Genomic DNA, 16354 nt, shown 5'->3' with positions numbered 1-16354 from the left:
AGCAACAATGCTGCCTGAAAATCCGCGTTCGCGAGCAGGCTCGCTCCCACATTGGATCTTAGTCGCCCTTAACCGAGCTGTGCGGCCACCGATTCCGGGATATCCGCATTGGAATAAACGTTCTGCACGTCGTCCAGGTCTTCGAGCATGTCGATCAGCTTGAGCACCTTCTCGGCGCCCTCCAGGTCCAGTTCGGCACTGGTGGTCGGCAGCATGACGATTTCCGCGTCATCACCTTTGAAACCGGCCGCTTCCAGGGCATGACGCACCGCGTAGAAATGGGTGAACGAAGTAAACACGTCGATGGAGCCATCTTCGTGGGTCACCACGTCATCGGCGTCGGCTTCCATGGCCGCTTCCATGAGCGCGTCTTCGTCGACGCCCGGCGCGAAGGAAATCTGCCCCTTGCGCTCGAACAGGTAAGCCACCGAACCGTCGGTCCCCAGGTTGCCGCCACATTTGCTGAACGCGTGACGCACAGCTGCTGCGGTGCGGTTGCGGTTGTCGGTCATGCACTCGACCATCACCGCTACGCCGCCCGGGCCATAACCTTCATAGCTCAGCTCGACCATGTCGTCGGTGTCGGCGGCGCCGGCACCACGAGCAACCGCGCGATCGATAATGTCACGACTCATGTTCGCGCCAAGGGCTTTGTCCAGCGCCAGACGCAAACGCGGGTTGGAGCCCGGATCACCGCCACCCTGACGGGCCGCGACAGTCAGTTCACGAATCCACTTGGTGAAAATCTTGCCCTTCTTGGCATCCTGACGTTCTTTGCGGTGCTTGATGTTCGCCCACTTGGAATGACCCGCCATAACTCGCTCCGAATTCTCTTTAAAACAACTCTCTTTAAAACAATGCCCGCACGCCCGTGAAGGCGAGCGGGCAACACAATCTGGATCTGACGCCCTGACGCATCGATCGATGCGCCAGGGCGATCAGTCTTACTCAGCCTTAGGCTGTTCGCGCAGACGAATGTGCAGCTCGCGCAGTGCCTTGGCGTCAACCAGACCCGGCGCCTGAGTCATGACACAGGCAGCGCTCTGGGTTTTCGGGAAGGCGATCACTTCACGGATCGACTGGGCGCCGGTCATCAGCATCACCAGACGGTCCAGACCGAACGCCAGACCACCGTGCGGCGGCGCGCCGTACTTCAGGGCGTCGAGCAGGAAGCCGAACTTCTCTTCCTGTTCCGCTTCGCTGATACCCAGCAGACGGAAGACCGATTGCTGCATTTCCTTGCGGTGGATACGGATCGAACCGCCGCCCAGCTCGGTGCCGTTCAGTACCATGTCGTAGGCGCGGGACAGAGCGGTCGCCGGGTTGGCTTCGAGCTCTTCCGGCGTGCACTTCGGTGCGGTGAACGGGTGGTGCAAGGCGGTGAAGCTGCCGTCGTCGTTCTCTTCGAACATCGGGAAGTCGACCACCCACATCGGTGCCCACTCGCAGGTCAGCAGGTTCAGGTCGTTACCGACCTTGATCCGCAGTGCGCCCAGCGCTTCGCTGACGATCTTGGCCTTGTCGGCGCCGAAGAACACGATGTCGCCATCAACCGCGCCAACGCGATCGAGGATCACATTGAGGTTGGCTTCCGGGATGTTCTTGACGATAGGCGACTGCAGGCCTTCGACGCCTTTGGCGCGCTCGTTGACCTTGATGTACGCCAGGCCCTTGGCACCGTAGATGCCGACGAACTTGGTGTAGTCGTCGATCTTGCTGCGCGGCATGCTCGCCCCGCCTGGAACGCGCAGAGCGGCGATACGGCTTTTCGGGTCGTTGGCCGGGCCACTGAACACCTTGAAGTCGACTTCCTTGAGCTGGTCGGCAACGTCAACCAGTTCCAGCGGGTTACGCAGGTCCGGCTTGTCGGAACCGTAACGACGCATGGCCTCTTCCCAGGTCATGTGCGGGAACTCACCGAATTCCAGACCCAGCACTTCCTTGAACAGGTTGCGGATCATGCCTTCGGTCAGGCCAATGATGTCGGCTTCGTTGAGGAAGCTGGTCTCGATGTCGATCTGGGTGAATTCCGGCTGACGGTCGGCACGCAGGTCTTCGTCACGGAAGCACTTGGCGATCTGGTAGTAACGATCGAAGCCGGCGACCATCAGCAGTTGCTTGAACAGCTGCGGCGATTGCGGCAAGGCGAAGAAGCTACCTGCGTGAGTACGGCTCGGCACCAGGTAGTCACGCGCACCTTCCGGGGTCGCACGGGTCAGGATCGGCGTTTCGACGTCGAGGAAGCCGTTCTCGTCCAGGTAGCGGCGGATGCTGGTGGTCATGCGCGAACGCAGACGCAGCTTCTCGAGCATTTCCGGACGACGCAGGTCGATGAAGCGATAGCGCAGGCGGGTTTCTTCGCCAACGTCGGAGAACTCGTTGAGCGGGAACGGCGGGGTTTCCGCTTCGTTCAATACTTCCAGCTCATAGCCCAGCACTTCGATCATGCCCGAAGTCATGTTGGCGTTGCCGGCACCGGCCGGACGCAGACGCACCTTGCCGGTGATCTTGACCACGTATTCGCTGCGCACACGGTCGGCGGCGGCGAAGGTTTCGGCGCGATCCGGATCGAACACCACCTGGGCCAGACCTTCACGATCACGGATATCGAGGAAAATCACCCCGCCGTGGTCACGACGACGGTGGACCCATCCGCAAAGGATAACTTCCTGACCTTCCAGGCTTTCGTTCAGTTGGCCGCAATAATGGCTGCGCATCATGGTAGTGGTTTCACTTCTCGTAATTCGAAATTCGATTGGAGGCCTTGCGCAGATGATGCAAGAGCTCGCGTGTGTCGTTCAACTTAGTCAGCTTTGTCGCCGCCGGCCAGATTCTTCTTCGAACCGGTTTTGAAGTCGGTTTCGTACCAGCCGTTGCCGCTGAGGCGGAAACCTGGCATGGACAGCATCTTCTTCAGTTCGGGCGCCTGGCAGGCAGGGCAGTCGACCAACGGTGCTGCGCTGATCTTCTGAATGGCTTCCAACTGATGACCACAGGAAGCACATTGATAGTCGTACATCGGCATGGGGTTGTCTCGGCAATCAGATTATTACCGCGCAAACGCTGGGTTTCGCGGCAAAGGGCGGGATTATATCCATTAAATCGAGCCTGTGCAGCCGTAACTCTGCACAGGCGTACGCTCATCCAGATCCGCAGACGGATACCACGGCCTGACCACGCAGGCCGGCCCGGCCACACACCTGCGCGTCATTCAGCGCTGCAGGTGCCTTCATTCAAACTGTGCACAACACACACCACCCGGACCAGCCCGCTGAAATTCTTTACCCCGCCATGACGCAGATGCACCTCTCTATCAACGTAGGAAAGCAACGCACTCACCGAGCAACTATTGATTTTCGCCATCCTGGCCAGAATGTCCCAATAGACCTGTTCAAGACGCAAACAGGTGGCAAAACCATTCAAACGTACTGATCGGGACAAGGGGCGCGCCAACCCCATATCAAACTCCCGAACAAACGGATCTCTCTTTACATCGTGCTGTACACCTTGAAACCGAGCGACATCGCCAGTCCCTTGTCCTGTTCCTTGATCCATACCGCTGACACTCCTTTGTCATACTTGCTTTCAACAAGAGCAACGCTCTGTTTCCTTATAGAAACGCAAGCGGATCGTTATATCCAGATGACTTTGTGACCATCAACGTAGGACAAGCCAACAACGGCAGGGAGACCGTTAACACGACCCCGGATCTATCCATAAGACAGGTTTTCATTGCAGGAAAAGTCAAAATCACCGGGCGAAAAAAGGCCGCAGAAGAGTCAGGCATCGCGCCAAGGCTCGGGGAAGCACTGACGGCACCGTCCGGGCACCCTCAACGATCAAGGCAGGTCCCTTGCCCGCGAGAAGCCAAAACCCCGCTTGAGCTCTCTAGAACAAGCCTTCAGATGACACCGGCAGACGACACCGATCACACCGTCGCCCTCTCCCTCCTTGTGCCGCCTGCGCTTGATTTGAGAAGGCCTGGGCTTTGCTGTTAAATAGAGGCGTGTCGCTGCCTCTATTTCCCTGGGTGCAGCGCATAGGCTGATACCGGGTACGTGTCCAGCGCCTCCCATTGTTCAGAAGCGAACCGTGCTCAATCAGCTCTTCCTTGTGATCCGTCTTAACGTGAGTTAATCAAAATGTTGAAAATCGTCCACCTGCTAACGGGCGCAGCGGCCCTGCTGCTGTCCTTCATCCCTAGCTTGCGAACCGAAGCCGTACCTTACCTGCAACAACCTGACGCGCTGTACCTGGCGTTCTTCGGCTTGCTCAACCTGACCCTCGCTCCGGTTATCCCCTACTGGAACAAAGGTCCACGTCACCAACTGCAAAATCTGGTCAGCGCCTTGCTGGTGCTTGCCGTTGTCCTGCAAACCCTGACACTCCTCGCACCGATGCCGGTAATTGGTGGTCAGCCTGCAGTTCTGCTCAGCCTCATCGTCGCTCTGGTTGCCGTATTTCTGCACCTGGCCATCAGCTTCTATCAATCCTCGCCTGCCGCCGCTACGCAAAATTACGATATGACCAATCGTGATACCGGCACCGTCAAGTGGTTCAACACCTCCAAGGGCTTCGGTTTCATTTCTCGCGACTCCGGAGATGATATTTTTGTGCACTTCCGTGCAATCCGTGGCGAAGGTCACCGCGTCCTGGTCGAAGGCCAGCGCGTGGAGTTTTCTGTCATGAACCGCGACAAGGGCCTGCAAGCTGAAGACGTGATCGCCGCTCTGCCGCGCCGCTGATTTCAGCCCCGTTCCCTGCGCAATAAAAAACCGCGATGCAGCCTGACTGCATCGCGGTTTTTTAATGCCTGTCGAATCGTTGCTGCAATCCGCACTCAGTAATGCGGCGGCGGAGCCTCTTCTTCAAAAGACTGGAACTGGCCGACCATCTCTTCCTGGCGCTTGAGCAACGCAGCCATTTGCAACTGCAAGCGATCGACCACTCGCTGCTGCGTCACCAGCACATCATTCATCGACTCAATAGTGTCATCCTGAAACGCCAGACGACTTTCCAGCTCGGTAACGCGCTCTTCCAGGCTCATGATTCAGCCCTCCAGAAACGTGAAGTCATCGGTCAAAACCAAACGAAGCCGTTCGCGAATCACTGCTACTTCTTCGGCACTGTAAGGCTTGGCCGGGTGTTTGCCCCAGACGGGGGCTGGCCAGGCAGCATCATCGCACTTACGCACAATGACATGCATGTGCAACTGACTGACGACATTACCCAAGGTCGCGACATTCAACTTGTCCGCGTCGAACGAATCCTTGAGTGTTTCGGCCAACTCCGTTGTTTCCCGCCACAATTGCAACTGGTCGGCGACATCCAGTTGAAACAACTCGCTGACATCCTCACGACGCGGCACCAGGATAAACCAGGGATAATTCGAATCATTGGACAGCAACAACCGGCTTAGAGGGAAATCCCCAATCGGCAGGGTGTCTTGTTCAAGTCGTGGATCTAAAGCGAACACCGCGCACACTCCTGCACCATTCATAAGATTCAGTTTAGCGCCCAGCCCCAAAGGCTGATCGCCTGCAACATAACAGCAGCATACCCGCGAACGCCGCACGGATCACGGCGAAAAAAACGTACGGCCTCCTCCGCCTGATGACCCGATACAAACGGTCAACGCATGAACGCCCCGACACTGAACATTTTTATTCTCGACGCACCAATCCAGAACCGAACCTTTTAACTTCGTCAAAAAATCAACGACCTACCCGCGAATGCAGACCTGTATTCGAGGCCTTCACTGTATGAATTTCGTACAATTTACAAAAAGTTTTGCACCAAATTCGCACAGTGCGTCTACGCTGAATCCATCGAGCATCCGCCGTCTACTCAACCACTAGGGTGAACAAGTAACATTTTTGGCTGTTACCCATGCTCTTTCATGGTGCAACACCAGAAGAACCACAGAGTCAAGCCCAAACAAATCAGCCTTGAAAGCCCTAGTTTCATGCGGTTTTGGTAATCAAGACAGGCGTTTGTAAAAAAACGTCTACAAAAAGCCGATTTGTGCACGCTTGTTGCATTGATACCCACATCGTCTATAAGGCATCCGCTGGAAGTCGGAACCTTAAGGCTCATAACAATAGCGGCATGGCTGCCCAAGGAGCTTCAAGTGCAGGACAGGGATTTCTTTTTTCTGATGCTGAAGCCTTGGAAAACGACGCTGAAGTTGTCAGTCCGAAGGCATGAAATTTATGGAATTACGACCTCTACAGCGCATTTTGCGACAGGGCCGTAAAGAAGCTGAAAGGTTAGATACGCAAGTATCGCCAACATTGTCGGCGTGATATAAGTTTGCGCCGACCCAAAAAGAAAGAGCCGCCCAGATAATAAATCAGGTGGGACGGCAGTACTCTTCTAAAACCAAAGGAGCAAATCACGATGCGCGTGATGAAGTGGAGCATGATCGCCCTGGCTGTTACTGCAGCTACCGGCACTCAAGTCGCTATGGCCGACCCGTTTGTAACCGACCAGGCTGACGCAAAAGGTTTCGTTGAAGGCGCCTCGGCTGGCGTAGTACTGAAGAACTACTACTTCAACCGTGACGTTAAAGCCGGCGGCAACGACCAGATCGACTGGACCCAAGGCATCCTGGGCAAATTCAGCTCAGGCTATACCCAGGGTACTGTGGGTGTTCGTGTTGAAGGCTTCGGCGATGCTGGCTATAAACTGGACGGTTCAGACGGACATGCTGGCACGGGTAACATGAGCTATTCCGTGGACAACGCCAATAATAAGCACGTCAACGACAGCATGGGTAAAGCAGGCGCGGCAGTAGCTGTTCGCATCTCCAAAACCGAGCTGAAATTTGGTGACCAGACGCCTACCACTGCTCCAGTATTCGCTCTCGGTGGCAGCCGCCTGTTCCAGCAGACCGCTCGTGGTTTCCAACTGCAAAGCAGCGAGGTCAAAGACCTCGATCTCGAAGCCGGTCACTTCTATGCTGGCAGCAGCCAGGACCAGATGACGATGCAGGGCAACCTCCGGACTGCATATGCGGGCACCACCGTCCAGTCCGCCGACTATCTGGGTGGCAAATATGGCATCAATGAGAACCTGAGCGTTTCCCTCTACGGTGCCAAGCTCCAAGACACCTGGAACCAGTACTACGCCAACACGAACTACACCCTTCCGTTGGCGACTGACCAATCCCTGAACTTCGACGTCAACGTCTATCACACAACTGACACCGGCGCAGCGAAAGCAGGCAAGATCGACAACACTGCCTACTCGCTGGCGGCTGCCTACTCCTTCCTGAAGGCGCACACCTTTACCCTGGCCTTCCAGCAGGTACACGGTGATACACCATTCGACTACATCGGTGTGGGCGATCGCCAAGACCGTGGTGGCGATTCGATCTTCCTGGCCAACTCCATCCAGTACTCTGACTTTAACGGCCCTGGCGAGAAATCCATCCAGGCACGTTATGACCTGAAAATGGCTGAATACGGCGTACCAGGCCTGAGCTTCATGGCTCGTTATGTCCACGGCCAAGGCATCGACGGTACCCATGCTGATCCTAACGGCCAGTATGTTGGTCAGTACGGCGCAGATGGCAAGCACTTCGAAACCAACCTGGAAGCCAAGTACGTTGTTCAGGCCGGTCCTCTGAAAGACCTGTCCTTCCGTGCACGCCAAGCTTGGCACAGAGCTAACGGTGACGACTCGGGCGAAGGCAATATCAACGAGTTCCGCCTGATCACCGAGTACCCGCTGAACATCCTGTAATCGCTACGACTACAGTTGTTCGCTGGATATAAAAAAGGCCCATCACTGATGGGCCTTTTTTTGTGCCTGATTTATGACAACTTGAAATCAACACTAATAAATAGCCAGCTAATAATAAGCCAGCACTCTATCCCGGTTTCAGAACAACAAAACAGCAGACTGTAAAAACACTCAAGGGGCTTATCGCCCCTTGAGTTCGTCGCCGATACTTGACCACAAGGCCAAGTGACCCGTACTTGTTACGCTGTTTCCTGAACCATACGAATGACGCGTTGTGGAAACGGAATATCAATACCTGCGGCCTTCAGACGATCGCGGGAGTGTTCATTGAACAGGAACAGCACATCCCAATAATTGGCGGTATTCACCCAGACACGCAGGGACACGGTGATCGAGCTGTCACCCAGGGTCGATACCACCGCTACTGGCGCCGGATCGGCCAACACGCGCTCATCCTTGGCCAGCTCCAGCAGCACTTCACGCGCCTTCTGCAAATCGGCGTCGTAATTCACACTCACGTCAAACACCACCTTACGGGTCAGCTGACGGTTGGTGTTGGTGATGATGCCGTTGGACAGAATGCCGTTGGGCACGATGACCGTCTTGTTGTCGCCAGTGCGGATAATCGTATGGAAGATCTGAATGCTGTCGACTGTACCTGCGGTACCTTGAGCTTCAATGAAGTCACCGATACGGAACGGACGGAACAACAGGATCAGCACGCCGCCAGCGAAATTCGCCAGGCTGCCTTGCAACGCCAGACCGATGGCCAGTGTCGCCGCACCGATAGCCGCCACGAACGAGGTGGTTTCTACACCGATCATCGAGGCTACGCTGACAATCAGCATCATCTTGAGAACGATATTCGCCAGGCTGGTCACAAACCCCTGCAACGCCAGGTCGGCATTACGCAGGGCCAGCAGTTTGCCAACCTTGTGGGTCAGCCTGTTGATCAGCCACCAGCCAATGGCCAGGGTAATGACCGCCAGCAGCACACGGCTGCCGTACTCCATGATCATCGGGATCCAGGTCTGGGAAGCCTTGACCAGGTTGTCCACTTCAGCATTTATGTCCATCTATATCTCTCCTGATTCCCGGCTACCCGGCGTGTAAAAAACCCAGCGGCAGAACAACCGAACCGGCTAAGGCTCAATCATTTCTGCCGCTGCTGGGGCCTCGGACGTCAATAACGCCCGGAGGTTCCCTGAGACTGATCAGTCGCGGAAGTTGTTGAACTGCAGCGGCATGCCAAATTCCTTGGCGCGCAATGCCGCAATGGCTTCCTGCAGGTCATCACGCTTCTTGCCAGTGATGCGTACCTGCTCGCCCTGAATGGCGGCCTGGACCTTGAGCTTGGCGTCCTTGACGTGAGCAACGATCTTCTTCGCCAGCTCCTTGTCGATGCCTTCCTTGAGCACAGCGTCCTGCTTCATCAGCTTGCCGGAAGCATAGGCGTCTTTTACCTCAAGGCACTGCACGTCGATCTTGCGCTTGACCAATGCCAGCTTGAGGATCTCGATCATCGCTTCAAGCTGGAAGTCGGCCTCGGCAGTGAGGTTGACGGTCAGGTCCTTTTCCTTGAACTCGAAGCTGCCTTTGCCTTTCAAGTCATAACGACGGTCGAGCTCCTTGACGGCGTTCTCGACCGCGTTGGTGACTTCGTGTTTGTCCAGTTCGGATACCACGTCGAACGACGGCATGTAATTTCTCCAATAAAAAGGGCGCGCTCAATAGAAATGGAGCACGCCTGGCTTGCGGTTAAAATCCGCGCTGATTATAACGGGTCTTTCACATCCTTCACTGCGAGCCTCACATGCGCCAGCCAATCCGAGCAAAAAGCTGATGTCGACCACCTGGCACATTCTTGGCGCTGGCAGTCTGGGCACCCTGTGGGCCACGCGTCTGGCGCGGGCCGGCCTGCCGGTGAAACTGATTGTGCGCGATGCGGCGCGATTGCAGGCCTATCAGGCCGCAGGCGGGCTGACATTGGTTGAACAGGGCGAAGCGCAGCGCTATGCGATTCCCGGCGAGACCGTCGACAGCATCGGGCCGATAGACCGCTTGCTGGTCGCCTGCAAAGCCTACGACGCCGAAAGCGCGGTGGCGCAACTGGCCCCGCGCCTGGCGCCCAACGCCGAGCTGATTCTGTTGCAGAACGGCCTTGGCAGCCAGGACGCAGTGGCCGCACGCGTCCCGCAGGCGCGCTGCATCTTCGCATCAAGCACCGAAGGCGCGTTTCGCGATGACGACTGGCGCGTGGTGTTTGCCGGTCATGGGTTCACCTGGCTCGGCGATGCCAGCCACCCTACCCCACCGATCTGGCTGGATGACCTGAGCGCGGCCGGCATCCCCCACGAGTGGAGCACGGACATCCTGACCCGGCTGTGGCGCAAACTGGCGCTCAATTGTGCGATCAACCCTCTGACCGTCCTGCATGACTGCCGCAACGGCGGCTTGCAACAGCACCATTGCGAGGTCGCCACCCTCTGCGCCGAGCTGAGCGAGTTGCTGCAACGTTGCGGCCAGCCGACCGCTGCGCAGAACCTGCAGCAGGAAGTCGAGCGGGTGATTCAAGCGACGGCGGCCAACTACTCGTCGATGTACCAGGACGTCGCCAATCAACGCCGAACCGAAATCAGTTACCTGCTCGGGCACGCTTGCGCCGTCGCGTCGAGACACCAACTGGTGCTGCCGCACCTCAACCAATTGCAGCAGCGGTTGATCACGCACCTGCACACGCGCGGATTGCCCAGCGACTGAGCAGCGGCTACGCTGCCTTCCTGTTCCTTTTTAGCGACGACCCCAATGCCATTGCGCCAGCGCCTTGAAAACCTGCCTGTCGGCCAGAAACTGCTGGCCGCCCTGTTGGTGCTGTTGACCACCGTATTGCTGGTGGCCAACCTGACTTTTATCAGCGCCGCCTATTGGATTTCCCAGGAAAGCATGGCCCCACAGGCCTTGCAGACCATCGGCCGACTGGTGGCCAACCCGTCAATCGCCGTCCAGGCGCTGAACTCGCCGGAAGAAGCCGAAAGGCTGCTCAACGAACTCAAGAGCTATTCACCGCTCAAAACGGCAGCGCTGTATGACGGCAAAGGCCAGCGCCTGGCCCAGGTGCAGCACGGCGAAAAGCTCAAGCTGCCTGAGCACTATCGGGATATCGAGGCCTGGCAGGCCACCGAATTTCGCAGCAATCAGTTGATAACCCTGCTGCGCCCGGGCGAGGCGCCCGGCCACCTGCTGCTGGTGGCCAGCAGCGAGTTGCCCATGGCCTTCTACACCGGCACCCTGACCGCCAGCCTCGGGATTCTGATTTTCAGCGTGCTGTTGTGGCTGGTCATTGCCCGGCAGATCAAACGCTTGATCACCCGCCCCATCCATGAGCTCGAAGAATTGTCCCGGCAGGTCACTCGCGAAGAAAACTACTCGTTGCGTGCCTCTCGCGGTAACCACGATGAAATCGGCAGCCTCGCCGAAGCCTTCAACACCATGCTCTCGCGCATCGAAGCCCGCGAGCAGCAACTCAAACGGGCGCGGGACGATTCCCAGGCCGCCTACGACCAGGCCCAGGGCCTGGCCGAGGAAACCCGTCACACCAACCGCAAGCTGGAACTGGAAGTCCAGGTGCGGAGCAAGATCGAGAAGAAACTCACCGGTTTTCAGAACTACCTCAACAGCATTATCGACTCGATGCCTTCGGCACTGATCGCCCTTGACGAACAGCTCTACGTGACCCAATGGAACCAGGAGGCCAGCGCACTCTCCGGCACGCGCCTGGACGAAGCGTTGAACCAGCCGATCTTCCTCGCCTTCGAACCGCTCAAGCCGTTCCTGCCGCAGCTCAAGGAAACCGTCGAGCAGCACAGCGTGGCCAAGATCGAGCGCGTCACCTGGGTCAAGGACGACGAACCCAAGCATTACGCGCTGACCTTTTATCCATTGATGGGCGGTGCCGGACGTGGCGTGGTGATCCGGATCGACGACATCACCCAGCGCCTGTCCCTGGAAGAAATGATGGTGCAGTCGGAGAAGATGCTCTCGGTCGGTGGCCTCGCGGCGGGTATGGCCCACGAAATCAACAACCCCTTGGGCGCGATCCTGCATAACGTGCAGAACATTCGCCGGCGCTTGTCGGCGGACCTGCCCAAGAACATCGAAACCGCCGAACAGCTCGGCATCGCGCTGGACAGCGTCAATCGCTACCTGCACAGCCGCGAAGTGCCGCAACTGCTCGACGGTATTCAGCAGGCCGGCGCCCGAGCGGCGAAAATCGTCACCCACATGCTCAGTTTCAGTCGTCGCAGCAACCGCCAAATGGCCCCGTGCGATCTGCCGGCACTGATCGATCAAGCGGTGGAAATCGCCGGCAACGACTTCGATCTGGCCATTGGCTTCGACTTCAAGGGCCAGGCCATCACTCGTCAGTTCGACCCGCAACTGGGCCCGGTGCCCGGCACCGCCAACGAACTGGAACAAGTGCTGCTCAACCTGCTGAAAAACGCTGCCCAGGCGATTCACCAGCGTGAAGACGACCGCGAGCCAGGGCGAATCATTCTGCGCACCCGACTGAACCCGCCGTGGGCAGAAATCCAGGTGGAAGATAACGGCGTGGGCATGAGCGAGAACGTGCGCAAACGCACCTTCGAACCGTTCTTCACCACCAAGGAAATCGGCCAGGGCACCGGCCTCGGGCTGTCGGTGTCGTACTTCATCATCACCAACAACCACAAGGGTCAGATGGAAGTGCAATCGACCCTCGGCCAAGGCACCTGTATCACCTTGCGCCTGCCATTGGCGGGCACCCCGCTCGCCTCTCACGAACTCAAACAACTGGAGGGCTAAGCATGGGTTTTCGCCTGTCGAAGATTTACACCCGCACCGGCGACAAAGGTGAAACCGGGCTTGGCGACGGTCGCCGTGTCCCCAAGGACCATCCACGCGTCGAGGCCATCGGCGAAGTCGATACGCTGAACAGTCAGTTGGGATTGCTGCTGGCCAGGTTGGCTGAGCAATGCCGCGAACATCCTGGCCTGGCTGAGGTGATCGAGGTGCTTGAGCCTTGCCAGCACCGGTTGTTCGACTTGGGTGGCGAACTGGCAATGCCGGTGTATCAGGCGCTGAATGCGGCGGAAGTCGAACGCCTGGAAGCGGCGATCGATGTCTGGAACGAGGAGCTGGGACCGCTGAAGAATTTCATTCTGCCCGGTGGTTCAGCCTTGATTGCCCAAGCCCACGTCTGCCGCAGCCTGGCGCGCAGTGCCGAGCGGCGGTGCCAGCATCTCAATGCGCTGGAGCCGTTGGCCGGAGTTGGCCTGGCGTACATCAATCGCTTGTCGGACCTGTTGTTTGTGGCGGCTCGGCTGATTGCCAAGCGCCAGGGGATTGCGGAGATTTTGTGGCAGGCGGCAGCGAAGCCTGAGGTTTAGTCCGTCTATCAGGCCGTCATCGCGAGCAGGCTCGCTCCCACACTGGATCTCCTGTGAACACAATATATGTGAACACTAGAGATCACCTGTGGGAGCGAGCCTGCTCGCGAAGGGGCCAGTAGCCACACCGCAGAATCAGGCCTCAGGCCAAAACGCCCGAATCCCCGCCACGCCCTGCGCGCCCGCTTCCCAGGCTTTCTGCCGTTCAGCGGGGCCTACTCCACCGAGCAGAAACACCGGTTTGCTGAAGCCCGCGATCAATTGCGAGGCCTGCTCCCAACCCAGCGGCAATGCATCCGGGTGAGTCTGGGTCGGCTGAACCGGTGACAGGGTGACGAAGTCCACGCCCATCTGCTCGGCCAGGCTCAGTTCCTCGGCGTTGTGGCAGGAGGCCGCCAACCAGCGCGAAGCGGGCAACGGACGCCCGGCACTCGCGTACTTACGCAGCTGCGCGGCGGTGATGTGCCAACCGGCGGCCGGGAAGTCTCCCAGCCACTCGAACGGGCCCTTGAGCATCAGTTGCGCCTTGCCGGCACACAACCCCACGGCATCCACCGCCAGATCGCGGTATTGCGGGTCGTAGCCATTCGGCGCACGCAACTGAATCAGCTTGATCCCACCGGCGATGGCTTTCTGAATACCGCGCAGCATGGCCGGAGTTTCCAGCCCTTCCGGGGTGATCAGGTAGTCGCCTGGCAAGCGCGCAGCCGCCACGATCGGCTGGTTGGCGGCCGGAAACTCGTAGTCACCCAGTTCACGCGCCGTTACCCACGCCAACGGCTGGCCTTCTGCGCCATGGGGTTCGCCGGTAAACGCCGAGACCTCCCAGACATCCAGCAACACCTGCTTGTCCGGGTAGTCATGCTGAACCTTGATCAATGGCCGAGCGGCACTGACCACAATGCCCAACTCTTCCTTCAGCTCGCGCGACAGTGCGGTTTGCACCGCTTCACCGTCCTCGACCTTGCCACCGGGAAACTCCCACAGGCCGCCCTGGTGTTGGTTATCGGCGCGGCGAGCGATGAGGATCTTGCCGCTGGCATCACGGATGACAGCCGCCGCTACATGAACTCGTTTCACCGCACTATTTCCTCTAAACCGGCTTTCTGCCAGGCCTTGAAGGCTGGCCATTGGTAAATTGCTTCGACATAGGCGGCATCAACCGCCGGCAACGCCACCTGATAAGTACGCAGGCGCACGGCAATCGGTGCGAAAAAGGCGTCCGCCAGACTCACACCACCGAACAGGAACGGGCCGGGCTCAGTTGCAACGGCACGGCATTCAGCCCACAACGCCAGCATCCGCTCGACTTCCACCTTCACTTCAGGCGGCATCGGCGACAGCGGTGCATCGTGGCTCAGGTCAAACGGCATGTTGCCGCGCATGGCAAAGAAGCCGCTGTGCATTTGTGCGCAGGCCGAACGGGCCTGGGCGCGGGCGGCGATGTCCTTCGGCCAAAGGTTGGCGTTCGGGAAACGCTCAACCAGGTACTCGGCGATCGCCAACGAGTCGGCAATGGTGCCGTGTTCGGTTTTCAGCAACGGGACTTTGGCGGTCGGCGAATGCTTGAGCAGGCGCTCGCGGGTGTCAGGCTGGTTCAGCTTGATCAGTTCTTCGGTGTAGCTCACGCCGGCCAGTTCCAGCGCCAGAGCCCCGCGCAGGGACCAGGAGGAATACAGTTTGTCGCCGATGATCAGGTGGTAACTCATGTTCAGGCGCCTTTTGATGAAATGAACAAGCCAGTCTTGTGGTGACTGACAGACCGTCATCGCGAGCAGGCTCGCTCCCACAGGGATTGAGGTGTACATAGATCCAATGTGGGAGCGAGCCTGCTCGCGATTAGAGCAACTGAGTCTAAATCCTGGTTATGTGCGGTACTCAGCGTTGATCTTCACGTATTCGTGGGACAGGTCGGTGGTCCAGATGGTTTCGCTGCAATCGCCGCGACCCAGTTCGATACGAATAGTGATTTCTTCACGTTGCATCACGGCCGAACCCTGGGCTTCGGTGTAAGTCGCGGCGCGCGCGCCACGGCTGGCGATGCAGACTTCACCAAGGAACACGTCGATCTTGCTCACGTCCAGGTTCGGCACACCGGCACGGCCAACGGCCGCCAGGATACGGCCCCAGTTCGGGTCGGAGGCAAACAGCGCGGTCTTGATCAACGGCGAATGCGCCACGGTGTAACCGACGTCCAGGCATTCCTGGTGATTGCCGCCGCCGTTGACTTCAACGGTGACAAATTTGGTCGCGCCTTCGCCGTCGCGAACAATGGCCTGGGCTACGTCCATGCAAACCTCGAACACCGCCTGCTTCAGCGCTGCGAACAGTGGACCGCTGGCGGAGGTGATTTCCGGCAGTGCGGCCTTGCCGGTAGCGATCAGCATGCAGCAATCGTTGGTCGAGGTGTCGCCGTCAATGGTGATGCGGTTGAACGACTTGTTGGCGCCGTCCAGCATCAGGTTTTGCAACACCTCGCGGGACACTTTGGCGTCGGTAGCGATGTAACCGAGCATGGTCGCCATGTTCGGACGAATCATGCCGGCGCCTTTGCTGATCCCGGTGACGGTGATGGTCACGCCTTCATACTGGAACTGCCGGCTCGCCCCCTTTGGCAGGGTGTCGGTGGTCATGATCCCGGTGGCCGCAGCCGCCCAGTTGTTCTCCGACAGGTCATCGAGGGCAGCTTGCAGCGCGCCTTCGATCTTCTCGACCGGCAGCGGTTCGCCGATTACGCCCGTGGAGTACGGCAGCACCTGGCTGGCGTCGACACCGGTCAACTCAGCCAGTTTGGCGCACGTGCGCTCGGCGGCAGCCAGGCCAGGTTCGCCGGTACCGGCGTTGGCGTTGCCGGTGTTGGTCAGCAGGTAGCGTACCGGGCCTTGCACGCGTTGCTTGGCCAGAATCACCGGTGCTGCGCAAAAGGCGTTCAACGTGAACACTCCGGCGACCGTGGAACCTTCAGCACAGCGCATGACCACGACATCTTTGCGCCCAGGGCGCTTGATGCCGGCCGAAGCGATACCGAGTTCAAAACCGGCAACCGGGTGCAACGTTGGCAAAGGACCAAGACCAACAGCCATGAATGCGCTCCTTAAAATGTTATCTGCACCGTCGTCGCCCTGTTCTTTTTTAACCTGGCATCGGTGATTTAAATGGCAAAACGCCGCGACGGCATAAGC

General features: G+C 58.3%; 16 protein-coding genes. 5 read left to right on the top strand and 11 right to left on the bottom strand.

Annotated elements, in window-relative coordinates; genetic code table 11:
* Nucleotides 1-68: 68 nt before the first annotated feature.
* The 4 genes from NTD87_RS17970 to NTD87_RS17955 form a co-directional block, all read right to left on the bottom strand.
* Nucleotides 69-815, bottom strand: coding sequence for a YebC/PmpR family DNA-binding transcriptional regulator (locus tag NTD87_RS17970; RefSeq protein WP_262115401.1), 747 nt, complete (start codon nucleotides 813-815; stop codon nucleotides 69-71).
* Nucleotides 816-944: 129 nt separating this feature from the next.
* Complete coding sequence (gene aspS, locus NTD87_RS17965) at nucleotides 945-2720, bottom strand: aspartate--tRNA ligase (RefSeq protein WP_262115400.1); 1776 nt, start codon at nucleotides 2718-2720, stop codon at nucleotides 945-947.
* Nucleotides 2721-2803: 83 nt separating this feature from the next.
* Nucleotides 2804-3025, bottom strand: a complete 222-nt coding sequence (locus tag NTD87_RS17960; RefSeq protein WP_003209804.1) for an FmdB family zinc ribbon protein — start codon at nucleotides 3023-3025, stop codon at nucleotides 2804-2806.
* Nucleotides 3026-3207: 182 nt separating this feature from the next.
* Nucleotides 3208-3555: a ribbon-helix-helix domain-containing protein gene (locus NTD87_RS17955; protein ID WP_262115398.1), complete on the bottom strand. Its 348-nt coding sequence runs from the start codon at nucleotides 3553-3555 to the stop codon at nucleotides 3208-3210.
* A 587-nt stretch (nucleotides 3556-4142) separates the two neighbouring features.
* Between NTD87_RS17955 and NTD87_RS27885 the strand changes: the two genes are divergently transcribed.
* Nucleotides 4143-4745, top strand: coding sequence for a cold-shock protein (locus tag NTD87_RS27885; protein ID WP_315975329.1), 603 nt, complete (start codon nucleotides 4143-4145; stop codon nucleotides 4743-4745).
* 95 nt (nucleotides 4746-4840) lie between these two features.
* Here NTD87_RS27885 and NTD87_RS17945 read toward each other — a convergent pair whose 3' ends face one another.
* Nucleotides 4841-5047, bottom strand: coding sequence for a SlyX family protein (locus NTD87_RS17945; protein ID WP_262115396.1), 207 nt, complete (start codon nucleotides 5045-5047; stop codon nucleotides 4841-4843).
* Nucleotides 5048-5050: 3 nt separating this feature from the next.
* On the bottom strand, nucleotides 5051-5476 hold the full coding sequence (locus tag NTD87_RS17940; protein ID WP_262115395.1) for an HIT domain-containing protein: 426 nt from the start codon (nucleotides 5474-5476) through the stop codon (nucleotides 5051-5053).
* 923 nt (nucleotides 5477-6399) lie between these two features.
* Here NTD87_RS17940 and NTD87_RS17935 point away from each other — a divergent pair.
* Nucleotides 6400-7746, top strand: coding sequence for an OprD family porin (locus NTD87_RS17935; RefSeq protein WP_262115393.1), 1347 nt, complete (start codon nucleotides 6400-6402; stop codon nucleotides 7744-7746).
* Between the two features lie 239 nt (nucleotides 7747-7985).
* Here the strand turns inward: NTD87_RS17935 and NTD87_RS17930 are convergent, their stop codons facing one another.
* On the bottom strand, nucleotides 7986-8822 hold the full coding sequence (locus tag NTD87_RS17930; protein WP_262115392.1) for a mechanosensitive ion channel family protein: 837 nt from the start codon (nucleotides 8820-8822) through the stop codon (nucleotides 7986-7988).
* A 138-nt stretch (nucleotides 8823-8960) separates the two neighbouring features.
* The gene (locus NTD87_RS17925) at nucleotides 8961-9446 is read right to left on the bottom strand and encodes a YajQ family cyclic di-GMP-binding protein (protein WP_262115390.1); all 486 of its coding nucleotides are present in this window, start codon (nucleotides 9444-9446) and stop codon (nucleotides 8961-8963) included.
* 142 nt (nucleotides 9447-9588) lie between these two features.
* Here NTD87_RS17925 and NTD87_RS17920 point away from each other — a divergent pair, with 142 nt between their 5' ends.
* From NTD87_RS17920 to NTD87_RS17910, 3 genes are read left to right on the top strand one after another with little or no spacing between them, the layout of a single operon-like run.
* A complete protein-coding gene (locus NTD87_RS17920) occupies nucleotides 9589-10506 on the top strand; it encodes a putative 2-dehydropantoate 2-reductase (protein ID WP_262115389.1) in 918 nt (305 codons plus the stop codon).
* A 45-nt stretch (nucleotides 10507-10551) separates the two neighbouring features.
* A complete protein-coding gene (locus NTD87_RS17915) occupies nucleotides 10552-12588 on the top strand; it encodes a sensor histidine kinase (protein ID WP_262115388.1) in 2037 nt (678 codons plus the stop codon).
* 2 nt (nucleotides 12589-12590) lie between these two features.
* Nucleotides 12591-13172, top strand: coding sequence for a cob(I)yrinic acid a,c-diamide adenosyltransferase (locus tag NTD87_RS17910; RefSeq protein ID WP_262115386.1), 582 nt, complete (start codon nucleotides 12591-12593; stop codon nucleotides 13170-13172).
* A 135-nt stretch (nucleotides 13173-13307) separates the two neighbouring features.
* Here NTD87_RS17910 and NTD87_RS17905 read toward each other — a convergent pair whose 3' ends face one another.
* From NTD87_RS17905 to argJ, 3 genes are all read right to left on the bottom strand, one after another.
* Complete coding sequence (locus tag NTD87_RS17905) at nucleotides 13308-14252, bottom strand: Nudix family hydrolase (protein ID WP_262115384.1); 945 nt, start codon at nucleotides 14250-14252, stop codon at nucleotides 13308-13310.
* Complete coding sequence (locus NTD87_RS17900; RefSeq protein ID WP_262115383.1) at nucleotides 14249-14881, bottom strand: glutathione S-transferase family protein; 633 nt, start codon at nucleotides 14879-14881, stop codon at nucleotides 14249-14251. The genes NTD87_RS17905 and NTD87_RS17900 overlap by 4 nt, the downstream gene beginning before the upstream one ends.
* A gap of 156 nt (nucleotides 14882-15037) precedes the next feature.
* Nucleotides 15038-16255 (bottom strand): bifunctional glutamate N-acetyltransferase/amino-acid acetyltransferase ArgJ, encoded by a 1218-nt coding sequence (argJ, locus tag NTD87_RS17895; protein WP_262115381.1) that lies wholly within the window; start codon nucleotides 16253-16255, stop codon nucleotides 15038-15040.
* Nucleotides 16256-16354: the final 99 nt, after the last annotated feature.

Source organism: Pseudomonas sp. 6D_7.1_Bac1 (genome assembly GCF_025465945.1).
Lineage (GTDB): Bacteria > Pseudomonadota > Gammaproteobacteria > Pseudomonadales > Pseudomonadaceae > Aquipseudomonas.
The sequence above is the reverse complement of the archived record's forward strand: the minus strand, read 5'-3'. Positions and strand labels throughout refer to the sequence as shown.